This is a genomic window from Ruegeria sp. R8_1 (assembly GCF_017743815.1).
In the GTDB taxonomy this organism is placed as follows: domain Bacteria; phylum Pseudomonadota; class Alphaproteobacteria; order Rhodobacterales; family Rhodobacteraceae; genus Ruegeria; species Ruegeria lacuscaerulensis_A.
The window spans coordinates 204,665-230,322 of the sequence record NZ_JAGHRL010000003.1 but is presented as its reverse complement, the minus strand read 5'-3'; the positions used below and the strand labels follow the sequence as shown (position 1 = coordinate 230,322).

Sequence of the window (25,658 nt, the reverse complement as noted above, 5' to 3'; positions counted from 1 at the left end):
AAGGATCAGGCCAGAGAGCTGTCGATACCCTTGCACGCTTCGATCAGGCCCTTCACAGCGTTGACCGAGTTGTCGAAACCGGCTTGCTCTTCTTCGTTGAGCTTGATGTCGACAACACGCTCGATGCCGCCTGCGCCGATCACGGTGGGGACGCCGACATACATGCCATCTACGCCCAGCTCGCCATTGCAATAGGCGGCACAGGGCAGAACGCGCTTCTGGTCTTTCAGATAGGCTTCGGCCATTTCGATCGCCGAGGTGGCCGGAGCATAGAAGGCCGAGCCGGTTTTCAGCAGGCCAACGATTTCGGCACCGCCGTCACGGGTGCGCTGAACGATGGCGTCCAGTTTCTCCTGCGTGGTCCAGCCCATCTCGACCAGATCGGGCAGAGGGATACCGGCAACGGTCGAATAGCGCACTGACGGCACCATGGTGTCGCCGTGGCCGCCCAGAACGAACGCGGTGACGTCGCGCATCGAGACGTTGAACTCTTCCGACAGGAAATGGGCAAAACGGCCCGAGTCCAGAACGCCCGCCATGCCGCAGACTTTGTTGTGGGGCAGGCCCGAGAATTCGCGCAGCGCCCAGACCATTGCGTCCAGCGGGTTGGTGATGCAGATGACGAATGCATCCGGAGCATTGGCAGCGATGCCTTCACCCACGGATTTCATGACTTTCAGGTTGATGCCCAGCAGGTCATCGCGGCTCATGCCCGGTTTGCGGGGCACACCGGCAGTCACGATGCAGACGTCCGCACCTGCGATGTCTTCGTAGGACTGGGTGCCCTTCAGCTTGGCGTCGAACCCTTCGGAGGGGCCGGATTCTGCGATGTCCAGCGCCTTGCCTTCGGGGGTGCCTTCGGCGATGTCGAACAGGACGACGTCACCCAGTTCTTTCATTGCAGCGAGGTGGGCGAGCGTGCCGCCGATCTGACCTGCGCCGATCAGCGCGATCTTGGGTCTGGCCATGTGGAAAATCTCCGATGGGGTTAGAAATCGCGGTTGTGCTAGTCGGTAAAACGGATTTGTGCAAGGGTTGTGCTGCGTGGCATACAACCGCATACCGTATTTGTGCCGTCCGAGGGGCGCGATTCCTGAAGTATTCGGAAGACTAAATGTTCGAACTGGACCTGATGTTTTTTGCCGTGGCGATCCCGGCCGTGATCTTCGCCGGCATTTCCAAGGGCGGGTTCGGGTCGGGCGTGGCCTTCGCGTCTTCGTCGATTCTGGCGCTGATCCTGACGCCGGGACAGGCGCTTGCGCTGATGCTGCCGATCCTGATGGTGATCGACGTCGCCACGCTGAAACCCTATTGGAAACGCTGGAGCTGGCCGGATTCTCGCCTGCTGATCCTGGGTGCCGTGCCCGGCATCGCGCTGGGCGCGTGGCTCTACCGCACAACAGATGACGACCTGCTGCGCCTGCTGATCGGAGGGATCTCGGTCGGGTTCGTGGTCTGGCATGTGGCGCAAAGCAAGGGCTGGATTCGCGGCTTTGCCAACCGGCTGCCACCCTCTGCCGGGCTGTTTGCGGGGCTGGTGGCCGGGTTCACCAGCTTTGTCAGCCACGCCGGCGGCCCGCCCGCAGCCGTATACCTGCTGTCGCAACGCCTCACGAAGACCGAGTTTCAGGCCAGCACCGTGCTGGTCTTCTGGGTCATCAACGCGGTGAAATTCGTGCCCTTCGCCTATCTGGGCCTGTTCACGTGGCACACGGCGCTGGCGGATTTGCTGCTTGCCCCATTCGCCATTCTGGGCGCGTGGCTGGGCGTCCGGGCGCATTTCATGCTGTCCGAGCGCCTGTTCTTTGGCATCGCCTATGTCCTGCTGACCCTGACAGGCAGCAAACTGATCTGGGACGCGCTGACCTAGACGTTGGGGGGCAGCGCCTCGGCCATATCCTCATAGGACTGACCGGAGGCGATCAGGCAGGTCATCCCGTCCGGCAGCGTCACAGTGATCGTCCAACTGCCGCTTGTGTCCGAGGCATAGACCTCCATCACCGCACCTCGGCGCGCGATGCCGATGCCCTGACGGGTCTCGCCATAGGTTTCGGTCAATCGCTTGACCACGTCTTCGCGCGGGGCGCAGTTCCGGGCCTGTACCTGCCCGGCGGCCAGCACCATGATGCCCAGCCCCATCGTCATCTTGAACAGCGTCTTTTTCATCCGTGCACCCTTTCGATTCCATCTGTCCCAAAGAGTGCGGACGAGGCACCGAAATCCGGTTAAGCCAACGCACGTTGCGTCGCTTATGCTGCAATGCGGCGATTTTGCTCTTGAACTTTCCGACAAAAAATGCCCCATTCCGCGCAACTTTATTTCACAAGGGAGAGGCCAATGGACCCTCGTCAGCGCCCCTATCGTTCTGTTCTGTATATCCCCGGCTCGAAAGATCGGGCGCTGGACAAGGCGCGCACGCTGCCCGTCGACGCGATCATCTTTGATCTGGAGGATGCGGTTGCAGCGGATGAGAAAGAGAACGCGCGTGAAACGCTCAAGGCCGCTTTGGCCGCGGGCGGGTACGGCGCGAGGGTCAAGATCGTGCGCATCAACGGGCTGGACACCGAATGGGGCCGTGCCGACGCCGAGGCCGTGCGGGACATGGATGCCGATGTGGTTCTGCTGCCCAAGGTAAATTCGGCCGCTGATGTCGACGCTCTGGCGGCGATCACCGGAGATATCCCGATCTGGGCGATGATGGAAACACCGCGCGGTATGCTGAACGCGGCTGAGATTGCCGCACATCCGCTGATGGCGGGTTTTGTGATGGGCACCAATGATCTGGCCAAGGAATTGCAGACCCGGTTCCGCCCCGACCGCCTGCCGCTGATGACGTCGCTGGGCCTGTGCCTGCTGGCCGCCAAGGCCGAGGGGCTGATCATCGTGGACGGCGTTTATAACGCCTTCAAGGACGATGAAGGTCTGGCCGCGGAATGCACGCAGGGCCGCGATATGGGCTTTGACGGCAAGACTCTGATCCACCCGGCGCAGGTTGAGATCACAAACGCGGCCTATGCGCCCTCGGACGCAGAAATCGACCTGGCCCAGCGTCAGATCGCCGCCTTTGAGGAGGTCGAAGCACAGGGGCAGGGCGTTGCTGTCGTGGATGGCAAAATTGTTGAGAACCTGCACGTTGCAACCGCCCGCGAAATTCTGGCAAAAGCAGAGGCGATTTCAGCTTTGCAAGCGGGGTAAGCCAGCATGGGCTTTGTTCTTCTGATCCTTGGTGTGGCGCTTTGGTGGGCCGCACATCTGTTCAAACGCGTCGCGCCCGCACGGCGGGCGGCCATGGGCGATGGCGGCAAAGGTGCGGTGGCACTGGCGCTGGTGGCGGCGATTTTGCTGATGATCTTCGGTTATCGCATGACCGATTTCATCCATGTCTGGGCGCCACCGACATTCCTGATTCACGTCAACAACCTGCTGGTGCTGATCGCCATCTTCCTGATGAGTCCCGCCCCCAAGAAAGGCCGCCTGTTGAACAAGCTGCGCCATCCGATGCTGGGCGGGTTCAAGCTGTGGGCCTTTGCGCATCTGCTGGTAAATGGCGATCTGGCCTCGATCATCCTGTTCGGCGGTTTGCTGGCCTGGGCCGTGGTCGAAGTGATCGTGATCAACAAGTCCGAACCTGACTGGACACCCGGTGAACCCGGAACCTACGGCAAAGACGCGATGTTCTTTGTGGCTTCGATCGTTCTGCTGGGTGTCATCGGCTATATCCACGGGCTGGTCGGCCCGTCTCCGTTCGGATCGTGAGGGGAATAAAATGGCAAAACTCTATCGTCTGCTGACGGAAGAGGACACCTCGGCCTTTTGCCACAAAGTGTCTGATGCGCTGGCGAAGGGGTGGGAACTGTATGGCGATCCCTCTTACGCCTATGACGCCGCAAACAGCGTGATGCGCTGTGCGCAGGCTGTGACCAAAGAGGTCGCGGCCGACTATTCACCCGATATGAAACTGGGACAGCAATAATGGCAAAAACCAATCCGGGCCGCTTTTTCGAGGACTATTCCGTCGGGCAGGTGCTGCAACACGCGGTGCCGCGCACCGTTACCGATGGTGAACGGGCGCTGTATCACGCGCTCTATCCTGCGCGTCATGCGCTTTATTCCTCGGACGAGTTCGCCCGGGCATCCGGCTTGCCGCAAAGCCCGTTGGACGACCTGGCGGCGTTTCATGTGGTGTTCGGCAAGACCGTGCCGGATGTCTCTCTGAATGCAGTTGCCAATCTGGGCTATGCCGAAGGGCGTTGGCTGCAACCAGTCTATCCGGGCGATACGCTGCGGTCGGAATCCGAGGTGATTGGGGTCAAGCAGAACTCGAACGGAAAAACCGGGGTGGTTTATGTGCGTACCCGTGGCGTGAACCAGCGCGATGAAGCGGTCATGGAATATGTCCGCTGGGTGATGGTGCGCAAATCAGACCTTGATGCGCCTGCGCCCGAAGCGGTTGTACCGCAGTTGAAAAAGGCGTTGGAGCCAAGTGATCTGGTCATTCCGCAGGGTTTGAATTTCTCGAACTACAATTTTGCCCAAGCCGGTGAGGCGCATCGCTGGGGCGATTATGAGATCGGCGAAAAGATCGACCACGTGGACGGTGTCACCATAGAAGAGGCCGAGCATATGCTGGCCACCCGCCTTTGGCAGAACACCGCCAAGGTCCATTTCGACCTGACCTTCCGCCCCGAGGGACGTCTGATCTATGGCGGCCATGTGATCTCGATGGCGCGGGCATTGTCTTTCAATGGTCTGGCCAATGCACAGATGGTGGTGGGCCTGAATGGCGGCGCGCACGCCAACCCGTGTTTTGCGGGCGATACGATCAAGGCGTGGTCCGAGGTTCTGGACAAGGCCGAAACCGGCGTGCCCGGCGTGGGGGCGATCCGTCTACGCTTGGTCGCAACAAAGTGCGGCGAACCCTTCCTGCTGAAAAACGAAGACGGGCGCTATATGCCCAACGTGTTGCTTGATCTGGACTACTGGGCATTGATGCCTGTTTGATACCTACCCACATTCATGTGATCGCAGCCCGCGTCATTCGTGCTAGGCTGCGGTCATGCGCGCGTTCCGATCCATAGCTTTGAGTTTTTGCCTGGCTCCACCCGCCATGGCCTGCGATCTTGCGCTGGCGTTGGCAGTGGATGTCTCTGGATCCGTTGATTCCTCGGAATACCGTATTCAGATGGACGGGTTGGCTGCAGGTTTGCGCGATCCCATCGTGTCTGAAGCACTGGTGCGTGGTCAGGCCCGCTTGATGCTTGTTCAATGGACAGGCGCCTCGCGGCAGAAGATCACAATCCCCTGGACCAATATCGACAGTTTCGAAACGCTGGATCAGTTCGCCGATAAAGTGGCGGCTGATCCTCGGGTTTGGCGCAACTTCTCGACCGCAATCGGCGAGGCCCTGGAAATGACGCTGTCGAGTTTTGACGAAGTCGCCACCTGCAAAAGGCATCTTATCGATATCTCGGGCGATGGAATCTCTAACGAAGGGGTTGAGCCTAGCGAGATACATGAAGTTTTGCGTAGCCAAGGCGTAACCGTGAACGCGATTGCGATCGAAGAAAGCGAACCAGACCTGACCGCCTACTTCTTTGAAAATGTGATCGTGGGCGAAGGGGCCTTTGTGGTCTCGGCTGCGGGGTTTGAAGTCTACCCCGAACGTATTCGCAAGAAATTGTTGCGGGAAGTGACGCAGCAAACCGCAGGTCTGGACTGAGTGAATGCAGATTCGGAAGTCGCGGCGCTAACACTCGATAGACTTGAATTCATTTGTGATCACGTCATTATTTTGTGTGATCACAATTCTCAAATATGCGTCATTTTGCTCCAATATTAGGCTTTTTTGCATCTGCAGCACGTGACAGAGTCGCAAAAAACAGTAAAACGTTCGGTAGCCAACCGAAAAGGAGCCGCCATGGCCGATGTTAACCGGGGCAATCGCCCGTTATCGCCGCATCTGTCGATCTATCGCCCTCAGTTGACCTCGGTCACCTCTATTCTGACCCGTATCACCGGGAACGCGATGATCGTGGCAGCCTTGCTGATCGTATGGTGGTTTCTGGCCGCCGCAACCTCGCCCGAAGCATACGAGCGTGCGAATTGGTGGCTGACATCTGTTTTGGGTGATCTTGTGATGGCTATGTCCCTGTGGGGGTTGTGGTACCACACGCTGGCAGGTGTTCGGCACCTGATCTGGGACAACGCGAAGGGGCTGGAGTTGCCGGTCGCGGAGAAGCTGGGTTGGGCGGTTGTCATCGGGTCGGTTGTCCTGACCCTGCTGACCCTCATCATCGTTGCGTAAAGGAGGCCAGACATGCGTTATCTGACAGACCGCAAACGCGCCAGTGGCCTTGGATCGGCCAAAGCAGGCACAGCCCACTTCTGGCGGATGAAAGTCAGCTCGGTGGCATTGCTGATCCTTGTTCCGCTGTTCATCTTCACCTTTGGACCCGTGCTGGGGCAGCCCTATGATGTGGTGTTGGACTACTATTCGCGCCCGTTCCCGGCAATTGTTGCGGCACTGACACTGGTGATCAGTATGAAACACTTCGCCGAAGGCGCACAGGTGATGCTTGAGGACTATGCTCACGGCACGACCGAGAAGGTCCTAATTATCCTGACAACCTGCCTGTCCTATGGCGCGGCTGCGGCGGGCCTGTTCGCCATCGCCCGCATTGCCCTCTAATTCCCGGAGCTGAAAGAAATGGCTGCATACGAATACGAAACGCATGAATATGACGTGGTCGTTGTCGGCGCCGGTGGGGCAGGTCTGCGGGCCACCCTGGGCATGGCCGAACAAGGGCTGCGCACCGCCTGCGTGACCAAGGTTTTTCCGACCCGCTCGCATACTGTGGCGGCGCAGGGCGGCATTGCCGCGTCACTGTCGAATATGGGTCCGGACCACTGGCAGTGGCACATGTATGACACGGTCAAAGGCTCGGACTGGCTGGGTGACACCGACGCGATGGAATACCTCGCGCGCGAGGCGCCCAAGGCCGTGTACGAGCTGGAGCACTACGGTGTGCCTTTCAGCCGGACCGAGGAAGGTAAGATCTATCAGCGTCCTTTCGGTGGCCACACCACTGAATTTGGTGAAGGCCCCGCGGTGCAGCGCACCTGCGCGGCTGCTGACCGGACCGGCCACGCGATCCTGCATACTCTGTACGGGCAATCGCTGAAGAACAACGCCGAGTTCTACATCGAATACTTCGCCATCGATCTGATCATGTCCGAGGATGGGCAATGTCAGGGCGTCGTCTGTTGGAAGCTGGACGACGGCACGATGCATGTGTTCAACGCCAAGATGGTTGTGCTGGCAACCGGTGGCTACGGCCGTGCCTATTTCAGCGCGACTTCGGCCCATACCTGCACCGGTGACGGTGGCGGCATGGTGGCCCGCGCAGGTCTGGCCCTGCAGGATATGGAGTTCGTGCAGTTCCACCCCACGGGCATCTACGGCTCGGGCTGTCTGATCACCGAGGGCGCACGGGGCGAGGGCGGATACCTGACCAACTCGGAAGGCGAACGGTTTATGGAGCGCTATGCGCCCCAGTACAAAGACCTTGCGCCACGCGACTATGTCAGCCGTTCGATGACGATGGAAATCCGCGAAGGGCGCGGTGTTGGTGGCGAAGGCGATCACATCCACCTGAACCTGTCGCACCTGCCTGCCGAGGCACTGGCAGAACGTCTGCCGGGCATCTCAGAATCGGCCAAGATTTTCGCCGGTGTCGATGTGACCAAGGAGCCGATCCCGGTTCTGCCCACCGTTCACTATAACATGGGTGGTATTCCAACGAACTACTGGGGTGAGGTTCTGAACCCCACAGCCGATGACCCGACCGCTGTGGTTCCCGGCCTGATGGCTGTGGGTGAGGCTGGTTGTGCCTCGGTCCATGGGGCGAACCGCTTGGGATCGAACTCGCTCATCGACCTGGTGGTGTTTGGCCGCGCGGCAGCAATCCGGGCCGGCAAAGTGGTCGACGCGGATGCGTCGAACCCTGTGCTGAATCAGGCGTCCGTGGATAAAGCGTTTGATCGCTTTGACACTGTGCGCAATGCCAGTGGTGCAATCCCGACCGCCGATCTGCGTCTTGAAATGCAGAAGACTATGCAAGCAGACGCGGCTGTGTTCCGCACCGCGAAAACCATGGCCGAAGGCGTCGAAAAGATGACGGCCATTGCGGCCAAGATGGATGATCTGAAAGTCACCGACCGCTCGTTGGTGTGGAATAGCGACCTGATGGAGACGCTGGAGCTGGGCAACCTGATGCCGAGCGCATTGGCAACGATCGTCGGAGCCGAAGCGCGTAAGGAATCTCGTGGTGCCCATGCCCATGAGGATTTTGCCGAGCGCGATGATGAGAACTGGCGCGTTCACACCGTTAGCCGGGTCGAGGGTAATAAGGTTGAACTCAGCTATCGCCCTGTGATTGCGGACCCGCTGACGACCGAAGCCGAAGGCGGCATCAGCCTCAAGAAAATCGCACCGAAGGCGCGGACTTTCTAACGCATTTGTTCAAAAGCCACGTAAAAAGCCACCCATAAGCCGGGTGGCTTTTTTGTGGGGCAGTCTCTCTATGTGAGTTCTGCAAGAGCTTGCTTCAATTGACCAGAGATATGGGCTGGTTGGCGGGCAACAGCGAATTGCAAGCAGGCTTGGCGTTTTTCGTTCAGTTCGTCTTTTGACATTTCCATCACCCGCATCATCGTCCGGATCAATCCGCGTGGGTTTTGCGCCGGATACAACAGGTCATGACAGGCTTCGGGAGTCGTGTGTTTGTGCGGATCAATGTCCGGGCCAATGATCGGAAGCCCGAAGGTTTGGGCCAACATGGCAGTTCCCGACGTGAACGTGTTCATTGATGGCAAGGTGTAGACATGCGATTGCGAGAAAATCGTGGGAATTTCGTCGTCCGGAACACGGTCGGAAATCACGGTCACATTCGGATTCACCTGCATTCGACGCATTAGCCTGCGTCCCGAGCGAAAGACTTTCCCGACCACCGATAGCTCGAACGAATGTCCGCGATTGGTCAATTTGCGGGCGGCTTCATGCAGTTTGTCCAGGTCACGATTTCCACGCATTGCACCAAAAGCCAGGAACCGGATCGGTTGGTTGGCGGGCGCTGACCGGTTAAGCGTGACCTCTGTCGGCTCATAGACGCCAAGGTAACTTGGATGGGGAATCAATCGAATCTTCTCTGAATCTGCACCATATTCCGAGATCATGTGACGCGCCGCGTGGGGTGTATGCACATGAATCAGGTCAGACATCTGAGTCAGTTGCTGGCGAATCTGCCGAAAATTGTCGGTAAGCTCGGTCTGCGAGTGCGCTGCCTGGTTGTGGATGGTCCAAATCAGACGCCCGCCGTTTTCCCGATAGCGCTCTAGTCCTCGTTTGACTTCTTGAAAAAGCGGGCTTGTGTCATCGGATTCGACGATACGGAACAGGCGGTCATCCCAATGAAGATGAATAATCCCGTGTGCTGCTCTGAAATCGGGGTTTGCGAATTGCGCAAACGAAACCTCGCGTGGGGCGGACAGAGTGAATTCGGGGCTGCAAGCCGAATACATCATATCCTGATAAGGGTTCTTCGTGCCGTATGGAAAATTGGCGACTTTGGTTTGCATTTAGGGTCCCGGATGCTGATCATCATTTGCGGGGTCTTGCCTGATTGCTAAATCCCGGTGCATAGGCGAATTTGCCTAATTTTATTGGGTGTTTTCAAGGCTAAATGGTTGGCTTTCAGCGGTTCTGAGTGTATCAATGCGCAGGAATTTAGCGAGGTCGGAAATGGTACAGCTCACCCTGCCAAAGAATTCCCGGATCACAACCGGAAAAACCTGGCCCAAGCCGGATGGCGCAACCAACGTGCGCAAGTTTCAGATCTATCGCTGGAACCCGGATGATGGTCAGAATCCAAGGGTTGATACCTATTTCGTTGATATGGACAACTGTGGTCCAATGGTTTTGGACGCGCTGATCAAGATCAAGAACGAGATTGATCCAACCCTGACTTTCCGCCGGTCCTGCCGCGAAGGCATTTGCGGATCCTGCGCGATGAACATCGACGGGATCAACACGTTGGCCTGTATCTATGGCATGGATGAGATCAAAGGCGACGTTAAGATTTACCCGCTGCCGCATATGCCGGTGGTCAAAGACCTGATACCCGACCTGACGCATTTCTATGCTCAGCATGCCTCGATCATGCCGTGGCTGGAAACCAAGACCAACCGCCCTGCGAAAGAGTGGAAGCAGTCCATCGAAGATCGCAAAAAGTTGGATGGTCTGTATGAGTGCGTGATGTGCGCAAGCTGCTCGACCTCGTGCCCCAGCTATTGGTGGAATGGCGATCGCTACCTTGGACCCGCAGCGTTGCTGCACGCCTATCGCTGGATCATCGACAGCCGCGATGAGGCCACGGGTGAACGTCTGGACGAGTTGGAAGATCCCTTCAAACTGTATCGTTGCCACACGATCATGAACTGCGCCAAGACTTGCCCCAAGGGCCTTAACCCGGCCAAGGCGATTGCCGAAATCAAAAAGATGATGGTCGAACGGGCAGTTTGATCACAGTTTCAAAAAATGACAAACCCTGGGATGGAAACCTCCCGGGGTTTTTCCTGTCATACGGGTATTGAAATATCGGAGTACCCCAATGACTAGAATGCTGACAAAGGTTTTTCCCCTCGTTGCGCTTGCGGTTGTGTCCGCATGCAGCGGTTCAAGTGGTAACCGGGCTGACCTTGTTTTCAAACAGGTCGATTGCGCAAATCAAGCCGGGATTGAAGGCCAATTCACCACTCAGATTGTCCGTAAAGATGGCAAACACACCGAGGTGTTTGTTCCGGGCAACGGGGTTAGTGAAGCACAGGCCGCCCAAGCGAATGCCTGTGTCACCGCGTAATTCAAATGACCTGCAAGGTTGGCAAAACCATATGCCAGCCTTGCATGCAAATGAGGAATGGCGAGACTGCAAAAAGATGTGGTGACCCCCGCAGCTTTACAGCCTATTTTCCGCACAGGGAGGAGTGATGGAACCGGAATGGGATCGCTCCGATGCAAGTGCAAGAATCTGAAAACAAATCGAACGCAGCTGAGGCGCTGGCGCTTTTGGAACAGGCATGGGCTTACTACATGCCCGAACCCACCGAAACTGCAGAGCTGCGCGAACCTGAGCTTTTTGAATACGCGAACGCGGCTTGATGCGGTGGGCGGAATGGGCAATGGATAGCCATGCCTGTTCTGTTGCTTTTACTTGCCGCCGGTGTTTTCGCCTACCTTTATTGGCGGTCCAGAACGACGTCACTGTCCCGCGATTGCCGGTGGCGTCAACATCGAAAGGAAGGCATCTGGGTCTGCGCGTTTTGCGGCGCCCAGCATGAGGGTAAAGACGCGCCGAACACATGTCTTAGAGAGCGCTAAACAAGCAGGGCAGCTTCGCCCTGCTTGAGTCTATGCTGCAGGAAACGCCGCCTGCAGAGCGATCTCGACCATATCGCCAAAGCTGCTTTCACGCTCGGAAGAGGGCAGAGCCTCTCCGGTCAGCAAGTGGTCCGAGACGGTGAGAACGGCCAGTGCCCTGCATTGATGGCGGGCGGCCAGAATATACAACTCGGCAGCTTCCATTTCGACGCCCAGGATACCGTGACGCACCATCTGTTCATTCAAGTCGGGGCGCTCATCATAAAAAACGTCGGACGAGTAAATGCCCCCTACATGGGTCGGCGTACCCTTCGCGGCTGCAGCCGTCGCGGCGGCTTGCAACAGGTCCCAATCCGCACACGGAGCAAAATTCAGCTCTTTCATGATCCCGCGGGACGGCGTGCTAAGCGTGGTCGATGTCATGGCAAGGATCACGTCGCGGATATTGACCTTATCCTGCATGCCGCCGCATGAACCGATGCGGATCAGGGTCTTGGCTCCATAGTCGCGGATCAGCTCGTTCACGTAGATCGAGAGCGAAGGCATACCCATCCCGCTGCCCTGAATGGTTACGCGGTTGCCCTTCCAGGTCCCGGTGAACCCCAACATGCCGCGCACATTGTTGACTTGTTTTACGTCGTCCAGAAACGTTTCGGCCGCCCATTTTGCCCGGTATGGGTCGCCGGGCAAAAGAACCGTTTCTGCAATTTCGCCTTTTTCGGCACCAATATGAATTGTCATGTCAAAGTTAATTCCTATCAGATTTCCAAATCGGCTATATCCGCCCCGGAATTGAGCGCGTCATGAACCCATTGCGGTTTGCGTCCGCGTCCAGACCACGTTTGAGTTGGCTCAGATGGGTTGCGATATTTGGCATTTGCTTTTGGTTTACTGCCCGATCCAATGCCGCCATCCGACAATTCAGACAAGGAAAAGCCGAATTCTGCCGCAGCTTTTTCTGCAGCTTTCAAAGCCTCTTGCCGTTCGCGTTTTTCCGCTTTTATCAGCGCCTTATCTAACTGCCCGCGCAGGTCAATCAGCTCTTTGCGCGACATTTTTTCAAGGTTAATCGCCATTCGTGTTCTCCCAGCCCAAGTTTTATTACGGCGTTTTCAAAGCAATGCCGTAAATCTAACAACGGGCGATATCTATCCCAATTTACTATGGAATAGATATGGAAAAAGAACAGGTAATGCGACTGTTATTGAGCTGCGATGTTTTGAGGGTCAACCAGCGTAACAATATCCCCCATTATTGCGTTCAGCTCAAAGTTCTTGGGGGTATAGATTTGCGCGACGCCCATTGCCCTCAGCTTTTCCGCATCATCTTCGGGGATGATCCCGCCGACAATTACCGGAATGTCTAAGCCGGCGGCATTCAGGCGCGCCATGACATCCTGCACCAGAGGAATATGGCTGCCCGACAAGATCGAAAGGCCAATCACATGAGCCTGATCTTCCATTGCTGCGGCGACGATTTCTTCGGGTGTCAGGCGGATGCCTTCATAGCTGATGTCCATGCCGCAATCGCGGGCGCGGAAAGCGATCTGTTCCGCGCCGTTCGAATGGCCGTCCAATCCTGGCTTGCCGACCAGAAATTTCAGGCGACGCCCCAGTTTGTCGCTGACCGCATCCACAGCGGCGCGCAGGTCTTCCAAACCTTCGGTTTTGTTCGATACCGACCCGGACACACCGGTCGGCCCACGATATGTCCCATAAACCTTGCGCATTTCTTCGGCCCATTCGCCGGTAGTGACACCGGCCTTGGCAGCTGCGATCGAAGGCTCCATGACGTTCGCACCTGTCTGCGCCGCTTCGCGCAATGCCGCCAACGCCACGGTAACGGCGGCGTCATCGCGCTCGGAGCGCCATTCGTTGAGACGGCTGATCTGCTCTTGCTCGACCGCTGGATCGACAACCATGATGCCGCCGTCCTCGGTCTGCAGCGGTGAGGGTTCACCTTCGGTCCACTTGTTCACGCCGACGACAACGGTTTCATTGCGTTCGATGCGATTCAGGCGCTCGGCGTTCGAGTCCACCAGACGGGATTTCATGTATTCGATCGAAGCGACGGCACCACCCATCGAATCCAGATTTGCCAACTCGGCGCGCGCGCCTGCTTTCAGTTCTTCGACCTTGGCGTCGACAGCGGGGTTGCCGTCGAACAGATCGCCGTATTCCAGAAGATCGGTCTCATAGGCCAGAATCTGCTGCATCCGCATCGACCATTGCTGATCCCATGGGCGGGGCAGACCCAGCGCCTCGTTCCAGGCAGGCAACTGAACCGCGCGGGCGCGTGCCTTTTTCGACAGAGTCACGGCCAACATCTCGATCAGGATGCGATAGACGTTGTTTTCTGGTTGTTGCTCGGTCAAGCCGAGCGAGTTCACCTGCACGCCGTAGCGGAAGCGGCGGAACTTGGGATCTTCGACGCCGTAGCGATCTTTCAGAATCTCATCCCAAAGATCCACAAAGGCGCGCATCTTGCACATCTCGGTCACAAAACGGATTCCCGCGTTCACAAAGAATGAAATCCGACCGCAGAGCGCGGGGAAGTCCTCGGCCGGTACGCGCGGGCGCAGCTCGTCCAGAACAGCGATTGCTGTTGCAAGGGCATAGGCCAGCTCTTGTTCGGGCGTCGCGCCAGCTTCCTGCAAGTGATAGGAACACACATTCATCGGGTTCCATTTCGGCACATTGGTATAGCAGTACTCGGCCACATCCGCGATCATCTTCAGCGACGGTTTCGGCGGGCATACGTATGTGCCGCGGCTCAGATATTCCTTGATCAGGTCGTTCTGAACCGTCCCTTGCAGCTTGGATACATCAGCACCCTGCTCCTCGGCCACGGCGATATACAGTGCCAGCAACCATGGTGCCGTTGCGTTGATGGTCATCGAGGTATTCATCTGTTCCAGCGGAATCTGGTCGAACAGAACCCGCATGTCGCCCAAGTGACTGATAGGAACGCCGACCTTGCCGACCTCGCCCCGTGCCAACGTATGGTCGCTGTCATAGCCAGTTTGAGTGGGCAAATCGAAGGCCACTGACAGCCCCGTCTGACCCTTTGCCAGATTGCCGCGATACAATGCGTTCGACGCCTTTGCGGTGGAATGACCGGCATAGGTTCGGATGAGCCAGGGGCGATCTTTCTGCGTCTGCGTCATAACGGGCCTCGTGTCCTTGGTGGGCAATAAAATTACTCTGAAGGCTTCTAAAGCGCAATTTTCGGGATATGTCAATTCGCTGCGATGCGGCATATGCGGTTCTTGTGATTGTAGGACGCAACGTTTGCTGTCAGGGTGCGCGCATGACTGAGACCGTGGAGCTTCCGCTTTGGCTGTTTTTGCTGATCCTGGTGTTTGCCGCGGTCACATTTGCTTCGCATTTTCTGTTTCCGTCCGTGCGGTGGTTCTTTCGTCGTCGCCTTGAACGTGCGGTGAAGCGCCTGAATACGCGGCTGCAACGCCCGATTCAGCCTTTCAAGCTGGCCGAGCGGCACGACATGATCCAGCGCCTGATTTACGACCCCCAAGTGGGGAAAGCGGTTCAAGAACACGCTCGTGAAACCGGTGTGCCCGAAGCGGTGGCTTTCGAAACCGCCCGCCGTTACGCGCGCGAGATCGTGCCATCTTTTTCGGCGGTGGCGTATTTCAGTTTTGCAATTCGGGTCGCCCGCATGCTGAGCAATGCGTTCTACGATGTGCGCCTCAGCTATCAGGATGAAGAGGCGATAAAAAACATCGACCCCGACGCAACCGTTGTGTTTGTGATGAACCATCGCAGCAACATGGATTACGTTTTGGTCACGTATCTGGCCGCGCAGCACTCGGCGTTGTCTTATGCGGTGGGCGAGTGGGCGCGTGTCTGGCCGCTCAGCCGCCTGATCCGGGCCATGGGCGCTTACTTTATCCGTCGCAGATCTGGCAGCGAGCTCTACCGGCAGGTCCTGGCCTGTTATGTGCGTCACGCGACCGAAGCAGGGGTGACGCAGGCTATGTTCCCTGAAGGGGGATTAAGCCTAAGTGGTGCTCTGGGGCGTCCTAAGCTGGGTTTGCTAAAGTATATTCTGGATGGAACCAAGCCGGATGGACGAGATGTGGTCTTTGTGCCTGTCGCGTTGAATTATGACCGGGTGCTTGAGGATACGATCCTGACAAAGGCTGCGCTAGGGAATGAAAGGCGTTTTCGCGCGCGTATTGGGGTGATCACGGGTTGGATTCTCAAGCAGATCGGTCGCCGTCTGATCGGGCGGTACACTCGGTTCGGCCTCGCGTCGGTGCGGTATGGGAAACCGATCTCGTTGCAGGAGTTTCGTACCGAGCATGAGCGGGACGTTATGACGGATCTGGCGCGTGCCCTGATGGGCCGTATCAAAGATGCTATCCCGCTTGTCCCTCTGCCGGCGGTCTGCAAGCTGATCCAGGAACGTGGTGAATTGCTGGAAGATGACGTCCGACGTATTGTTTCGGATTCCATGCGACGCGACGGAACTTCGGCAGATCCAGATGACACTGTGATTACCCAAGCTCTGGACCAACTCGTGCAGAGGCGGATCCTGAAGCAGGTGGATGGAAAAATATCCCAATCTGGTCAAAGGGTTGACCTGTTGAGCTACTACGCGGCCTCTGCGCGGGAAGATATCGAGTTTGGAGATGCTGCGTCAGCAAAAGAAATTTCTGCACTCGCTGGGTCATAAAATTACAAAATAGATGCAAATTCTATTGCAATATTGCTCGGGTCCAAATATCTCATCTGGTAACGCAGGCGATTCTGCATCGCGGCGAAGGGTTAGATAAAAGGAGGCCAACATGGCTCTGGACACCGAAAGCGGTATCGCGTCCTACGACGCGCCGGAAAAAGACCTCTATGAGATGGGCGAAATCCCTCCGATGGGATTTGTACCTAAGAAAATGTATGCATGGGCGATCCGTAAGGAACGCCATGGCGAGCCGGACACGGCCATGCAGCTGGAAGTGGTCGATGTGCCCAAGCTGGACAGCCACGAGGTGCTGGTTCTGGTGATGGCCGCTGGTGTGAACTACAACGGTGTCTGGGCGTCGCTGGGTAAGCCGATCAGCCCCTTTGACGGCCATGGTCAGCCCTTCCACATCGCGGGTTCGGATGCCTCGGGTATCGTCTGGGCCGTGGGTGAGAAAGTCACCCGTTGGAAAGTGGGCGACGAGGTCGTGATCCATTGTAATCAGGATGATGGTGACGACGAACACTGCAACGGTGGCGACCCGATGTATTCGGACAGCCAGCGCATCTGGGGTTACGAGACCCCCGATGGCTCGTTCGCGCAGTTCACCAATGTGCAGGCCCAGCAGCTGATGCCGCGCCCCAAGCACCTGACCTGGGAAGAAAGCGCCTGTTACACGCTGACGCTGGCCACCGCCTACCGGATGCTGTTCGGTCACGAGCCGCATGACCTGAAGCCGGGTCAGAACGTTCTGGTTTGGGGCGCGTCGGGCGGTCTGGGATCGTATGCGATCCAGCTGATCAACACCGCAGGTGCGAATGCGATCGCCGTGATCTCGGACGAAAGCAAGCGTGACTTTGTGATGGGTCTGGGTGCCAAGGGCGTGATCAACCGCAAGGATTTCAATTGCTGGGGTCAATTGCCTACAGTCAACACGCCGGAATATGCCGAGTGGTTTAAAGAGGCCCGTAAATTCGGCAAAGCCATCTGGGACATCACCGGCAAGGGCGTCAATGTCGATATGGTGTTTGAACATCCTGGCGAAAGCACCTTCCCTGTCTCGACCTTCGTGGTGAAAAAGGGCGGCATGGTCGTGATCTGTGCTGGCACCACCGGATACAACCTGACCTTCGACGTGCGTTATATGTGGATGCACCAGAAGCGTCTTCAGGGTTCGCACTTTGCACATCTGAAGCAGGCATCGGCGGCAAACCAGCTGATGGTCGAGCGTCGTCTGGACCCCTGCATGTCTGAAGTCTTTGCGTGGAACGAGCTGCCCGAAGCCCACATGAAAATGATGCGCAACGAGCATAAGCCCGGCAACATGTCGGTTCTGGTTCAGGCTCCGCGCACCGGAATGCGTACCCTCGAAGAGGTTCTGGACGCGCGCGGGTAACCGGCCTGCTTCTCTAGAAATTGCGCCCGCGAATCGTTAATTCGGTCCGCGGGTGCGCTGTGTTTTGGGCGCGGGTGATCGTTTTCAACGACTTGCAAAACCCGACCCCGCTATTTTTGGGGAGTAGAAATCAGTGAATAGTCGCAAAAACACTGCACATGTTATGGTTGTGTTAACCCTTCGTTAACCGTTTCGGAGCGACTCTAGATGGCGAAAAATGAGTGGATACTGGACGTTTTGTCGGATCTCAACGCATTCGCCGTTGAGAACGGTTTGACCGCGCTTGCCGAGCAGTTGGATGACACCAAGCTGATCGCAGCGGCCGAGATTGCGTCCTTGAAGGATGAGGCTCGGACGCCCGCGAATGGGAACAACACCGGATATGGCTCAGGTCCTGGAGGACTTGGAAAACACCAGCACGCTCGATGAATTAAGTGATGTTGCCATCAGGCTGCGCGACCGGCTGCAAATTGAACATCTAATTTATCATTGGGTTGATGGTGCCGGGGACCAATACGGCTATACGACCTATCCGGATGCTTGGGCGGACAGATATCTTGAGCGGAACTACCATCGGATTGACCCCGTAATATTGGGCTGTTTCCAACGCTTTCATCCTGTGGATTGGAAGTCTTTGGACTGGTCCGGAAAAGTTGCCAAGAATTTCCTGCAGGACGCGCTAGAGCATGGGGTCGGTAACCAAGGCTATTCAATCCCGATCCGGGGCCCGAACGGCCAGTTTGCGCTGTTCACCGTAAACCACACCTGCGACGACGCCAGTTGGACAGCTTTCATTGATACCCATGGGCGTGAGCTGATCCTGATTGCGCATTATTTCAATCGAAAGGCGCTGGAGTTTGAACGCGACCGTCAACCGGATGCGCCGCGCGGGCTGTCCCCACGCGAGGTGGATGCCATGACCCTTCTGGCACTGGGCTATAGCCGTGCGCAAGTGGCGCATTCCTTGTCAATCTCTGAACACACGCTGCGTGTTTATATCGAAAGCGCCCGTGCCAAGCTTGGGGCGCAGAATACCACCCACGCGATCGCAACGGCGCTCAGCCGGGGATTAATAGTCGTTTAACGGCCGCGCGCACCTCGAACGGTAAATTAACCACGACTTCGTACCCCCTTCGTTCCTGCACAGGACGACAAGGGGAAAAAGTCATGTTGCGTTATCTGTTTGCCGACGAACTTCACAAGTTTCCGGACCTCGCCGACGGAATGTTCCGCGACCGGGCCGATCAATTCAAAACCCGGCTGGGTTGGGACGTGCAAATAAACGAAAAGGGGGAAGAGAGGGATCAGTATGACGATCTGAACCCGCTCTATGTTATCTGGGAAGAAGAAGACGGCAGTCATGGCGGCTCGATGCGTGTGTTGCCGACAACCGGGCGTGTTATGGTAAACGAAGTCTTCGGGCATCTGACCGGAGGTGAGCCGATCCACAGCCCACTGATCTGGGAGGTAACGCGGTTTTGCCTGTCGCGCACCGCTAGCCCGCATACCGCCGGTGCTATCATGCTGAGCGGGGGCGAAATCATGGAAGGGTTCGGCCTGACCCACATCGCTGGCGTGTTTGATGCACGAATGATCAGGATTTACCGGCTGATCGGGTCGTCTCCGGTGGTATTGGGGTCGCAAGGAACGGGGCGTGATCAGATTTCGGTAGGGTTGTGGCCTTATTCTTCCGACGATTGCAACCGTGTGGCCGAACGGGCCGGTATCCCGCGTGAACTGTCGCGTCTTTGGTTCAAGACCGCGTTTGGCGCTGGTCGGCAGCATCGGTTTGCCTTGTCGGCATAAGCTGTTGAAAACCGGAAACCGCATCTGGTGATAGCGGGCGCGGCCTTGTAGGGTCGCGCCATGTCTACGCCTTTAGTGACCTTCTCGGACGATCAGGCCGCCGCCTATGACAACATCGCAGAGATGTTGAGGTCGGCAGGCGTTGATCTGGATGACGATGCCTTGCTGAAACTGCCGGGCAACGGAAAATCCGGTGTGATGGCGGTGATCGGCAAGGCTGGGTCGGGAAAGACCCTGCTGTTGGCCGAGCTTTACAAGGCGTTAGCCGAAACCGGTGTTCAGATCGTCTCGGGCGATTTTGAAAGCCGCAAGGCGCGGGACAAACGCAGCCTTGCTATTCTTGCGCCCACCAACAAGGCGGCCAGCGTATTGCGGTTGCGCGGGGTTCCTGCGACCACGATCCACCGCATCCTCTATACCCCGGTCTATGACCCAGAATATGAGCGGATTGCCGAGTGGCTGGCCGGAAACGACGAACGCCCTGAGATCGAGGGGCTGACGGACGAGGCACTGGACCGTGCCGCCGCGTTTTATGAAAACAACAAGTCCATTCCCGGTGCTTTGGCCGCGGCGGGGCTACGTGGTTCGGATTTCATCACAGGCTGGAAACGTCGGGAAGAACCATTGGATATCGGGTTCGTGGACGAAGCCTCGATGTTGGATGACCGGCAGTTCGAAGACCTGCAGGAGATTTTCCCAACGCTGTTGCTGTTTGGCGATCCGGCGCAGCTGGCACCGGTCAATCAATCGGGCAGCATGGTGTTTGACGGTCTGCCCGAGCCGCGAAAACAAATCCTGCATCGCGTGCACCGCCAGACGGCAGACAATCCCATTTTGGATCTGGCCCATGCGCTGGCCGACCCTGCCATGGGGTTTGAAGATTTCGAGCGTTTGGTTGAACAAACGGCCCGGCAGGATGACCGCGTCGTGTGGGGACAACGGGTCGAGGTTGATCTGATGGCCCGCAGCCCGGTTCTTGTCTGGCGCAATGCAACGCGCATCCGTTTGATCCAGGCGTTTCGGCAGGTGCATGGTGCCCCGGATACCGAATTGCTGGAAGGCGAGCCGCTGATCTGTGATGGGATCGAACTGCCCTTGAAGCATCGCAAGAAGCGTCTGGACCTTGAGGCGCGCGGGCTGATCAAAGGGGCGCAGGTTGTTTATCTGGGGCCTGGTCGCAAGCCGGGTTTTTCGCGCCTGCACGTCATGGGCGCCGAAGACCCGCAGGTCAGCGCGGCCTCGATCGTGAAAATCGAAATGCCGGATGAGGAAGAGCCATTCATCCCCTATGCCGCCCGCATGGGCGCGACCTTTCTGCATGGGGCGGCCGTGACCATCCACAAGGCGCAGGGCTCTCAATGGGACACGGTGCAGGTCTTTGCACCCGATATCTACGCGGCTGCTCGGATGGGCCGAACCGAAGCGGGGCAGCCCCTTTGGAAACGTCTGGCCTATGTGGCCATCACGCGTTCGCAGGAGCGGTTGATTTGGGTCGTGCGCAATCGTCTGGCCAAACCGACCTATCCTTTGCGCGTGGATGACCTGCGGGCTGTTCCGGCGGCCTCGCTGACACTGGAAGCGGAAGAGACATGAAGACGATCATCGTAACCGGCGCAAGCTCTGGTATAGGGCGCGCCACAGCCGAGCTGTTTCTGAATGAGGGTTGGACCGTAGGTCTGTTGGCCCGCAGTGCCGATAAGCTGGACGAAATTGCGCAACAGCACCCCAAGGCGATTGTGCTGGCTGCCGACGTTACGGATCCGGTTGCGGTATCTCGGGCCTTTCGGACGTTTTCGAATAGGGCGGACAGGCTGGATGTCCTGTTCAACAATGCGGGTATCTTTGCCCCCGGTGGCACCATTGATGAGATCGCGTTGGAAGACTGGTACCAAAGTGTAAACGTCAACTTGAACGGAATGTTCCTATGCGCGCGCGAAGCCTTTCGGATCATGCGACACCAATCGCCTCAGGGCGGCCGGATCATCAATAACGGATCGATTGCAGCCCACGTGCCGCGACCAAATTCGGTGCATTATTCGGCAACGAAACACGCGATCACTGGGTTGACGCGTAGCTTGTCTTTGGATGGGCGGGCATTCGGCGTTGCCTGCGGTCAGATCGATATCGGCAACGCGCGGACGCAGATGGTGCAGGATTTGGTAGACAATGCCATCGCAGCGGGGCAGCAGGCGGACCCCACAATGGACGTTGGTGACGCTGCCCGTTCGGTGTTTCACATGGCCAGTTTGCCGCCCGATGCGAATGTTCAGTTCATGACGGTTATGGCGACCACGATGCCTTATATTGGGCGTGGGTAACTCAGGTCTCGCGCAGTAGCCGGAAGGCGGTAGAGGCGCCCCAGCCAGCGGCAATCGCGATGACCAGAGACATCAGCCCATACCAGACGGGTTGTTCGCGGGACATTGTATAAAGGAAACGTTCCAGCCCCACTTTGCGCACGTCGATGATGGTTTCAAACTGCGACACGACTGCGCCGCCACGGGTGAGGAAAATGCGCGCCGCGTACTCACCTTCGGTCAGGTCCGCTGGCATGTCGATTGAGGTCCGAAATAAGGTTTGTTCGTCCACTGCAACCGTGTCCTCGCGGATGGAATACAGCCCTTCGTCTTCGCGGATGCGCACCACGGCATCGGCGAAGTCCTGTGCTCCGCGAATGTGCATCGCTGCACCGACAGACCGGATCGCACGTTCAATCGAGACACGATAGCGTAGGTCTTCAGTATCCGATAGAATGTCATCCAGCGGCGCGCTTGTTGCGACGGCGTAGAAACTGGGCGCAAGGTCGACCAGAACGCTGTCGGTATTGACCCAAATGCCAAGCTTGCGTTCTTTCCGCCGGACAGTTACGGGGCTGGACGGTCCGGCCACGGCGACGATCACCTCAAGCGGAGGGCCGTCCGGGATCGGCGTTTCGCGTTTGACGGCCCCGAAAATCAAAATCTCGGACCCGTCAAACGTGGCCGTGATCGCCACACGATCCTGGCTAAGGCCAAGAACAACGGATTCTTCTTCGGCCAACGCGGGTGTCACGCACAGGGCAAGCAAAAGGATCAGGCGTTTCAGCATGATCAGTGCCCCCCTTCCACGCCCAGCGAATACAGCTCAGACGGTTCCAGAAGCAGATCAAGCGCCAGCTTTCCGCAAACGACCAAAACCAACGCAGCCAGCAGAACGCGCAGCTGTTCGGCCGGCATACGCGCGCCGATCACCGTGCCGATCTGCGCGCCTATGACGCCTCCGACCAGCAGCAGAACAGCCAGAACGATATCGACCGTATAGTTCGTTGTCGCGTGCAGCATCGTGGTGAACGCTGTTACGAAAATAATCTGAAAAAGCGAGGTGCCGACGACAACTTTGGTGGGCATTCCCAGCAGATAAATCATGGCAGGCACCATGATAAAGCCGCCTCCGACCCCCATGATCGCTGAAAGAACCCCAACGCACAGCCCGACCATCACCGGCGGGATGACCGAGATATAAAGGCCCGAGGTGCGGAAACGCATTTTGAAGGGCATGGCATGAACCCAGCCACGCTGTCGTCGTTTCGCAGGCGCAGCGCCACCTTTTTTGGACTTTCGCAGCGCATTCAGGCTTTCGATGAACATCAGGCTGCCGACCACGCCCAAGAAAACGACATAGCATAGGGTAACCAGCAGATCGACCTGACCAAGACTTTTGAGGTAGTTGAATACCACCACCCCAAGGGCCGCGCCCATTAGACCTCCGGTCAGTAGGACAGTGCCCATCTTGAGGTCAACTGTCTTACGCCTGAAATGTGCCAGAACACCGGAAAACGAAGACGCGACGATTTGGTTCGCCTCGGTTGCCACAGCAACGGCCGGAGGGATGCCGATAAAGAACAGAAGCGGCGTCATCAGGAACCCGCCGCCGACGCCAAACATGCCGGAGAGGATACCGACCATACCGCCCAAACCCAGCAGCAGAAAAGCGTTAACAGAGACTTCGGCGATAGGAAGGTAGATCTGCATGGGGCACTAGGTCTTGTTAACAGGTGTGTTAGGTGATGATATGCGGTCCGTTTCCGGAATGAGCTTTGAATTCTGCGTGAGGCGTGGCTTTGAACCCATTGGGTAATTCACCCGGGTGGGTATGTGTCCGGAATTGGCTGGCACAGGAAACACTCGCATACCTCTTTAGAGCGTCTGCGGCATGCAAAATCAACTGTGCATGCCGCTCTGCAGCGAACAGGACTGAAATCTGTCCGAAACTGGACTTATTACCGCTCTTTCACATAGGGCTCGCCACCCGCGCGGGGTGGAACAGCTTTGCCAACGAACCCGGCAAGAATCACCACGGTCAGGATGTAGGGCAGGGCATCCATGACCTGCACCGGGATGATGACGCCGCCTAGGTCAATATTCTGGAAACGCAGCGCAACAGCCTGAAGCAAACCGAACAGCAGACACGCACCCATCGCATGCCAAGGCCGCCATTTGGCAAAGATCAGCGCGGCCAGTGCGATGAACCCGCGACCCGCAGTCATTTCCTTGACGAACCCGGCTTGCAGGGCGGTCGCCAGATAGGCACCCGCGATCCCGCACAGTACGCCGCAAATTGCCACGGCGGCAAAGCGCAGCCCCACGACCGAGACACCTGCGGTGTCAACGGCGGCCGGGTTTTCACCCACAGCGCGCAGGCGGAGGCCAAAACGGGTGCGATACAGAATCCACCACGTCAGGGGCACCATCAGGAAAGCGACATAGACGAGGATGGAATGCCCCGACAGAAGCTCGGAGTAGATCGGTCCAACGATGGGTACGCCGCTTATGGCGTCCGCAAAGGGGAAGTTGATCGGCTCGAACCGGCCCCCGCCGAAAAGGGATGGGGTTCGCCCGCCCTGTTGGAACCAGCTTTGAGCGACCAGAACGGTCATCCCCGAGGCCAGGAAGTTAATCGCCACGCCCGAGATCAGCTGATTGCCCCGGAACGTGATCGACGCAACGCCATGCAGGGCCGACAGGATCAGTGAAGCCCCGATTCCTGCCAGAAGGCCCAGCCAGACCGAGCCGGTCACAGCAGCCACCGCGGCCGAGAAGAAGGCGGACATGAGCATCTTGCCCTCAAGCCCGATATCAAAGATGCCCGCGCGTTCCGAATAGAGCCCCGCCAGACAGGCCAGCAACAGCGGCGTTGCCAGTCGGATGGTCGAATCGAGGACTTGGATGAGTGTTACGAAAGCTTCCATCACTGCGCTCCTTTCCGCAGGCTCAGGAACAGCTTTTCAAGCGGCATCCGGACCATGTTGTCCAACGCTCCGGTGAACAGGATCACAAGGGCCTGAATGACCACGATCAGCTCACGCGGGATCGAGGTCCACAGCGCAAGTTCTGCACCGCCCTGATAGAGAAACCCGAACAGGATCGCGGCAAGGAACACCCCGAACGGGTGCGACCGCCCCATCAGCGCCACGGCGATGCCGATAAAGCCCGCGCCCTCGGTCGAGTTCAGGACCAGACGTTCCGCCTCGCCCATGACGTTGTTGATGGCCATCATCCCCGCCAATCCGCCCGAGATCAGCATGGCGATGATGGTGATGCGTACAGGCGAAATCCCGGCATAGACGGCCCCGGTTTCCGAATGACCATAGGCGCGGATTTCATAACCCAGCCGTGTGCGCCAGATCAGCGCCCAGACGGCAACACAGGCCAGCAGGGCCACGAAGAACGAGATATTCGCGGGCGCCCCCCGGAACAGAGCATTCTCGGCGGTTGAGAACATGGATTGGAAGGTTGGCAGATGCACCGCTTCGGGGAAGCGTGCGGTTGCCGGGTCTTGCGAGCCCTGCGGGCGCATTACGTTGACCAGCATATAGTTCAGGAAGGCTGCCGCGATGAAGTTGAACATGATCGTGGTGATCACGATATGGCTGCCGCGCTTGGCTTGCAGATAGGCGGGGATTGCCGCCCACATGGCCCCGAACAGGGCCGATCCGACACAGGCGGCCAGCAGGGCAATGCTCCAGTGTGGCCAGTCGATATAGAGGCACACCATGGCAACGCCCAGACCGCCCAGCATGGCCTGACCTTCGCCGCCGATGTTGAACAGACGCGCGTGGAAGGCCACGGCTACGGCCAGACCGGTGAACATGAAATTGGTCGCGTAATACAGCGTATAGCCCCAGCCATAGGTCGACCCCAGCGCGCCGGTGACCATCAGGTTAACAGCCTCGATGGGGTTTTCTCCGATGGCGAGGATGACCAGCGCCGAGAGGATTGCGGCCAATACCAGACTGATCAGCGGAATCAGAACGACATCGGCCCATTTGGGCATTTTATCCAT

29 protein-coding genes are annotated in these 25,658 nt (G+C 57.7%); 19 read left to right on the top strand and 10 right to left on the bottom strand.

Translation table 11 applies throughout. From position 1 onward, the window contains the following. Positions 1-5: 5 nt before the first annotated feature. The gene (mdh, locus tag J7380_RS08450; RefSeq protein WP_170353522.1) at positions 6-968 is read right to left on the bottom strand and encodes a malate dehydrogenase; all 963 of its coding nucleotides are present in this window, start codon (positions 966-968) and stop codon (positions 6-8) included. 146 nt (positions 969-1,114) lie between these two features. Here mdh and J7380_RS08445 point away from each other — a divergent pair, with 146 nt between their 5' ends. Continuing rightward, positions 1,115-1,870 (top strand): sulfite exporter TauE/SafE family protein, encoded by a 756-nt coding sequence (locus J7380_RS08445; RefSeq protein WP_209195335.1) that lies wholly within the window; start codon positions 1,115-1,117, stop codon positions 1,868-1,870. Here J7380_RS08445 and J7380_RS08440 read toward each other — a convergent pair. Continuing rightward, positions 1,867-2,166 carry a hypothetical protein gene (locus J7380_RS08440; RefSeq protein WP_209195334.1) on the bottom strand — a complete coding sequence of 100 codons (300 nt, stop codon included), beginning with the start codon at positions 2,164-2,166 and terminating at the stop codon, positions 1,867-1,869. The genes J7380_RS08445 and J7380_RS08440 overlap by 4 nt on opposite strands. 171 nt (positions 2,167-2,337) lie before the next feature. On the opposite strand from J7380_RS08440, the gene J7380_RS08435 reads away from it, so the two are divergent. From J7380_RS08435 to sdhA, 8 genes are all read left to right on the top strand, one after another. Then, on the top strand, positions 2,338-3,195 hold the full coding sequence (locus J7380_RS08435) for a CoA ester lyase (RefSeq protein WP_209195333.1): 858 nt from the start codon (positions 2,338-2,340) through the stop codon (positions 3,193-3,195). Positions 3,196-3,201: 6 nt separating this feature from the next. Beyond that, positions 3,202-3,756 carry an NnrU family protein gene (locus tag J7380_RS08430; RefSeq protein WP_209195332.1) on the top strand — a complete coding sequence of 185 codons (555 nt, stop codon included), beginning with the start codon at positions 3,202-3,204 and terminating at the stop codon, positions 3,754-3,756. A 10-nt stretch (positions 3,757-3,766) separates the two neighbouring features. Next, the gene (locus tag J7380_RS08425) at positions 3,767-3,973 is read left to right on the top strand and encodes a DUF1737 domain-containing protein (protein WP_209195331.1); all 207 of its coding nucleotides are present in this window, start codon (positions 3,767-3,769) and stop codon (positions 3,971-3,973) included. Continuing rightward, positions 3,973-5,001, top strand: coding sequence for a MaoC family dehydratase (locus J7380_RS08420; RefSeq protein ID WP_209195330.1), 1,029 nt, complete (start codon positions 3,973-3,975; stop codon positions 4,999-5,001). Before J7380_RS08425 ends, J7380_RS08420 begins: the two co-directional genes overlap by 1 nt. Positions 5,002-5,056: 55 nt before the next feature. Continuing rightward, entirely contained in the window at positions 5,057-5,719 is a 663-nt protein-coding gene (locus J7380_RS08415; protein ID WP_209195329.1) for a DUF1194 domain-containing protein, read from the top strand. 198 nt (positions 5,720-5,917) lie between these two features. Further along, entirely contained in the window at positions 5,918-6,304 is a 387-nt protein-coding gene (sdhC, locus tag J7380_RS08410; RefSeq protein ID WP_209195328.1) for a succinate dehydrogenase, cytochrome b556 subunit, read from the top strand. Between the two features lie 12 nt (positions 6,305-6,316). Then, complete coding sequence (sdhD, locus tag J7380_RS08405) at positions 6,317-6,688, top strand: succinate dehydrogenase, hydrophobic membrane anchor protein (protein WP_209195327.1); 372 nt, start codon at positions 6,317-6,319, stop codon at positions 6,686-6,688. Positions 6,689-6,706: 18 nt separating this feature from the next. Continuing rightward, positions 6,707-8,512: a succinate dehydrogenase flavoprotein subunit gene (gene sdhA, locus J7380_RS08400; RefSeq protein WP_209195326.1), complete on the top strand. Its 1,806-nt coding sequence runs from the start codon at positions 6,707-6,709 to the stop codon at positions 8,510-8,512. Between the two features lie 68 nt (positions 8,513-8,580). Here sdhA and J7380_RS08395 read toward each other — a convergent pair whose 3' ends face one another. Further along, positions 8,581-9,636 carry a glycosyltransferase family 4 protein gene (locus tag J7380_RS08395; protein WP_209195325.1) on the bottom strand — a complete coding sequence of 352 codons (1,056 nt, stop codon included), beginning with the start codon at positions 9,634-9,636 and terminating at the stop codon, positions 8,581-8,583. 163 nt (positions 9,637-9,799) lie between these two features. On the opposite strand from J7380_RS08395, the gene J7380_RS08390 reads away from it, so the two are divergent. The 3 genes from J7380_RS08390 (at position 9,800) to J7380_RS08380 (ending at position 11,215) form a co-directional block, all read left to right on the top strand. Next, complete coding sequence (locus J7380_RS08390) at positions 9,800-10,579, top strand: succinate dehydrogenase iron-sulfur subunit (protein ID WP_170751781.1); 780 nt, start codon at positions 9,800-9,802, stop codon at positions 10,577-10,579. An 88-nt stretch (positions 10,580-10,667) separates the two neighbouring features. Continuing rightward, on the top strand, positions 10,668-10,916 hold the full coding sequence (locus tag J7380_RS08385) for a hypothetical protein (protein WP_209195324.1): 249 nt from the start codon (positions 10,668-10,670) through the stop codon (positions 10,914-10,916). A 152-nt stretch (positions 10,917-11,068) separates the two neighbouring features. Continuing rightward, complete coding sequence (locus tag J7380_RS08380; RefSeq protein WP_170751779.1) at positions 11,069-11,215, top strand: hypothetical protein; 147 nt, start codon at positions 11,069-11,071, stop codon at positions 11,213-11,215. A gap of 249 nt (positions 11,216-11,464) precedes the next feature. Here J7380_RS08380 and deoD read toward each other — a convergent pair whose 3' ends face one another. The 3 genes from deoD to J7380_RS08365 all read right to left on the bottom strand — a co-directional run bounded on the left by deoD (position 11,465) and on the right by J7380_RS08365 (position 14,600). Then, the gene (gene deoD, locus J7380_RS08375; RefSeq protein WP_209195323.1) at positions 11,465-12,175 is read right to left on the bottom strand and encodes a purine-nucleoside phosphorylase; all 711 of its coding nucleotides are present in this window, start codon (positions 12,173-12,175) and stop codon (positions 11,465-11,467) included. Positions 12,176-12,192: 17 nt separating this feature from the next. Beyond that, positions 12,193-12,510, bottom strand: a complete 318-nt coding sequence (locus J7380_RS08370) for an H-NS histone family protein (RefSeq protein WP_170353506.1) — start codon at positions 12,508-12,510, stop codon at positions 12,193-12,195. Between the two features lie 125 nt (positions 12,511-12,635). Then, positions 12,636-14,600, bottom strand: a complete 1,965-nt coding sequence (locus J7380_RS08365; RefSeq protein ID WP_209195322.1) for a protein meaA — start codon at positions 14,598-14,600, stop codon at positions 12,636-12,638. Between the two features lie 143 nt (positions 14,601-14,743). On the opposite strand from J7380_RS08365, the gene J7380_RS08360 reads away from it, so the two are divergent. The 7 genes from J7380_RS08360 to J7380_RS08330 all read left to right on the top strand — a co-directional run bounded on the left by J7380_RS08360 (position 14,744) and on the right by J7380_RS08330 (position 21,655). Further along, complete coding sequence (locus J7380_RS08360; RefSeq protein WP_209195321.1) at positions 14,744-16,132, top strand: 1-acyl-sn-glycerol-3-phosphate acyltransferase; 1,389 nt, start codon at positions 14,744-14,746, stop codon at positions 16,130-16,132. Between the two features lie 112 nt (positions 16,133-16,244). Then, positions 16,245-17,531, top strand: a complete 1,287-nt coding sequence (gene ccrA, locus J7380_RS08355; RefSeq protein WP_209195320.1) for a crotonyl-CoA carboxylase/reductase — start codon at positions 16,245-16,247, stop codon at positions 17,529-17,531. Positions 17,532-17,738: 207 nt separating this feature from the next. Continuing rightward, on the top strand, positions 17,739-17,960 hold the full coding sequence (locus J7380_RS08350) for a hypothetical protein (RefSeq protein WP_209195319.1): 222 nt from the start codon (positions 17,739-17,741) through the stop codon (positions 17,958-17,960). After that, complete coding sequence (locus J7380_RS08345; RefSeq protein ID WP_209195318.1) at positions 17,896-18,615, top strand: LuxR family transcriptional regulator; 720 nt, start codon at positions 17,896-17,898, stop codon at positions 18,613-18,615. The genes J7380_RS08350 and J7380_RS08345 overlap by 65 nt, the downstream gene beginning before the upstream one ends. A gap of 83 nt (positions 18,616-18,698) precedes the next feature. Next, positions 18,699-19,337: an acyl-homoserine-lactone synthase gene (locus tag J7380_RS08340; protein ID WP_209195317.1), complete on the top strand. Its 639-nt coding sequence runs from the start codon at positions 18,699-18,701 to the stop codon at positions 19,335-19,337. A 60-nt stretch (positions 19,338-19,397) separates the two neighbouring features. Continuing rightward, positions 19,398-20,930, top strand: a complete 1,533-nt coding sequence (locus J7380_RS08335) for an AAA family ATPase (RefSeq protein WP_209195316.1) — start codon at positions 19,398-19,400, stop codon at positions 20,928-20,930. Continuing rightward, a complete protein-coding gene (locus tag J7380_RS08330) occupies positions 20,927-21,655 on the top strand; it encodes an SDR family oxidoreductase (RefSeq protein ID WP_209195315.1) in 729 nt (242 codons plus the stop codon). The genes J7380_RS08335 and J7380_RS08330 overlap by 4 nt, the downstream gene beginning before the upstream one ends. Before the next feature lies 1 nt (position 21,656). On the opposite strand, the gene J7380_RS08325 is transcribed toward J7380_RS08330, so the two are convergent. The 4 genes from J7380_RS08325 to J7380_RS08310 form a co-directional block, all read right to left on the bottom strand. Then, positions 21,657-22,424: a TIGR02186 family protein gene (locus tag J7380_RS08325; RefSeq protein ID WP_209195314.1), complete on the bottom strand. Its 768-nt coding sequence runs from the start codon at positions 22,422-22,424 to the stop codon at positions 21,657-21,659. A gap of 2 nt (positions 22,425-22,426) precedes the next feature. Beyond that, positions 22,427-23,347, bottom strand: coding sequence for a sulfite exporter TauE/SafE family protein (locus J7380_RS08320; RefSeq protein ID WP_209195313.1), 921 nt, complete (start codon positions 23,345-23,347; stop codon positions 22,427-22,429). A 248-nt stretch (positions 23,348-23,595) separates the two neighbouring features. Continuing rightward, positions 23,596-24,564, bottom strand: coding sequence for an ABC transporter permease (locus tag J7380_RS08315; protein ID WP_209195312.1), 969 nt, complete (start codon positions 24,562-24,564; stop codon positions 23,596-23,598). Then, complete coding sequence (locus J7380_RS08310) at positions 24,564-25,658, bottom strand: ABC transporter permease (RefSeq protein WP_170784867.1); 1,095 nt, start codon at positions 25,656-25,658, stop codon at positions 24,564-24,566. The genes J7380_RS08315 and J7380_RS08310 overlap by 1 nt, the downstream gene beginning before the upstream one ends.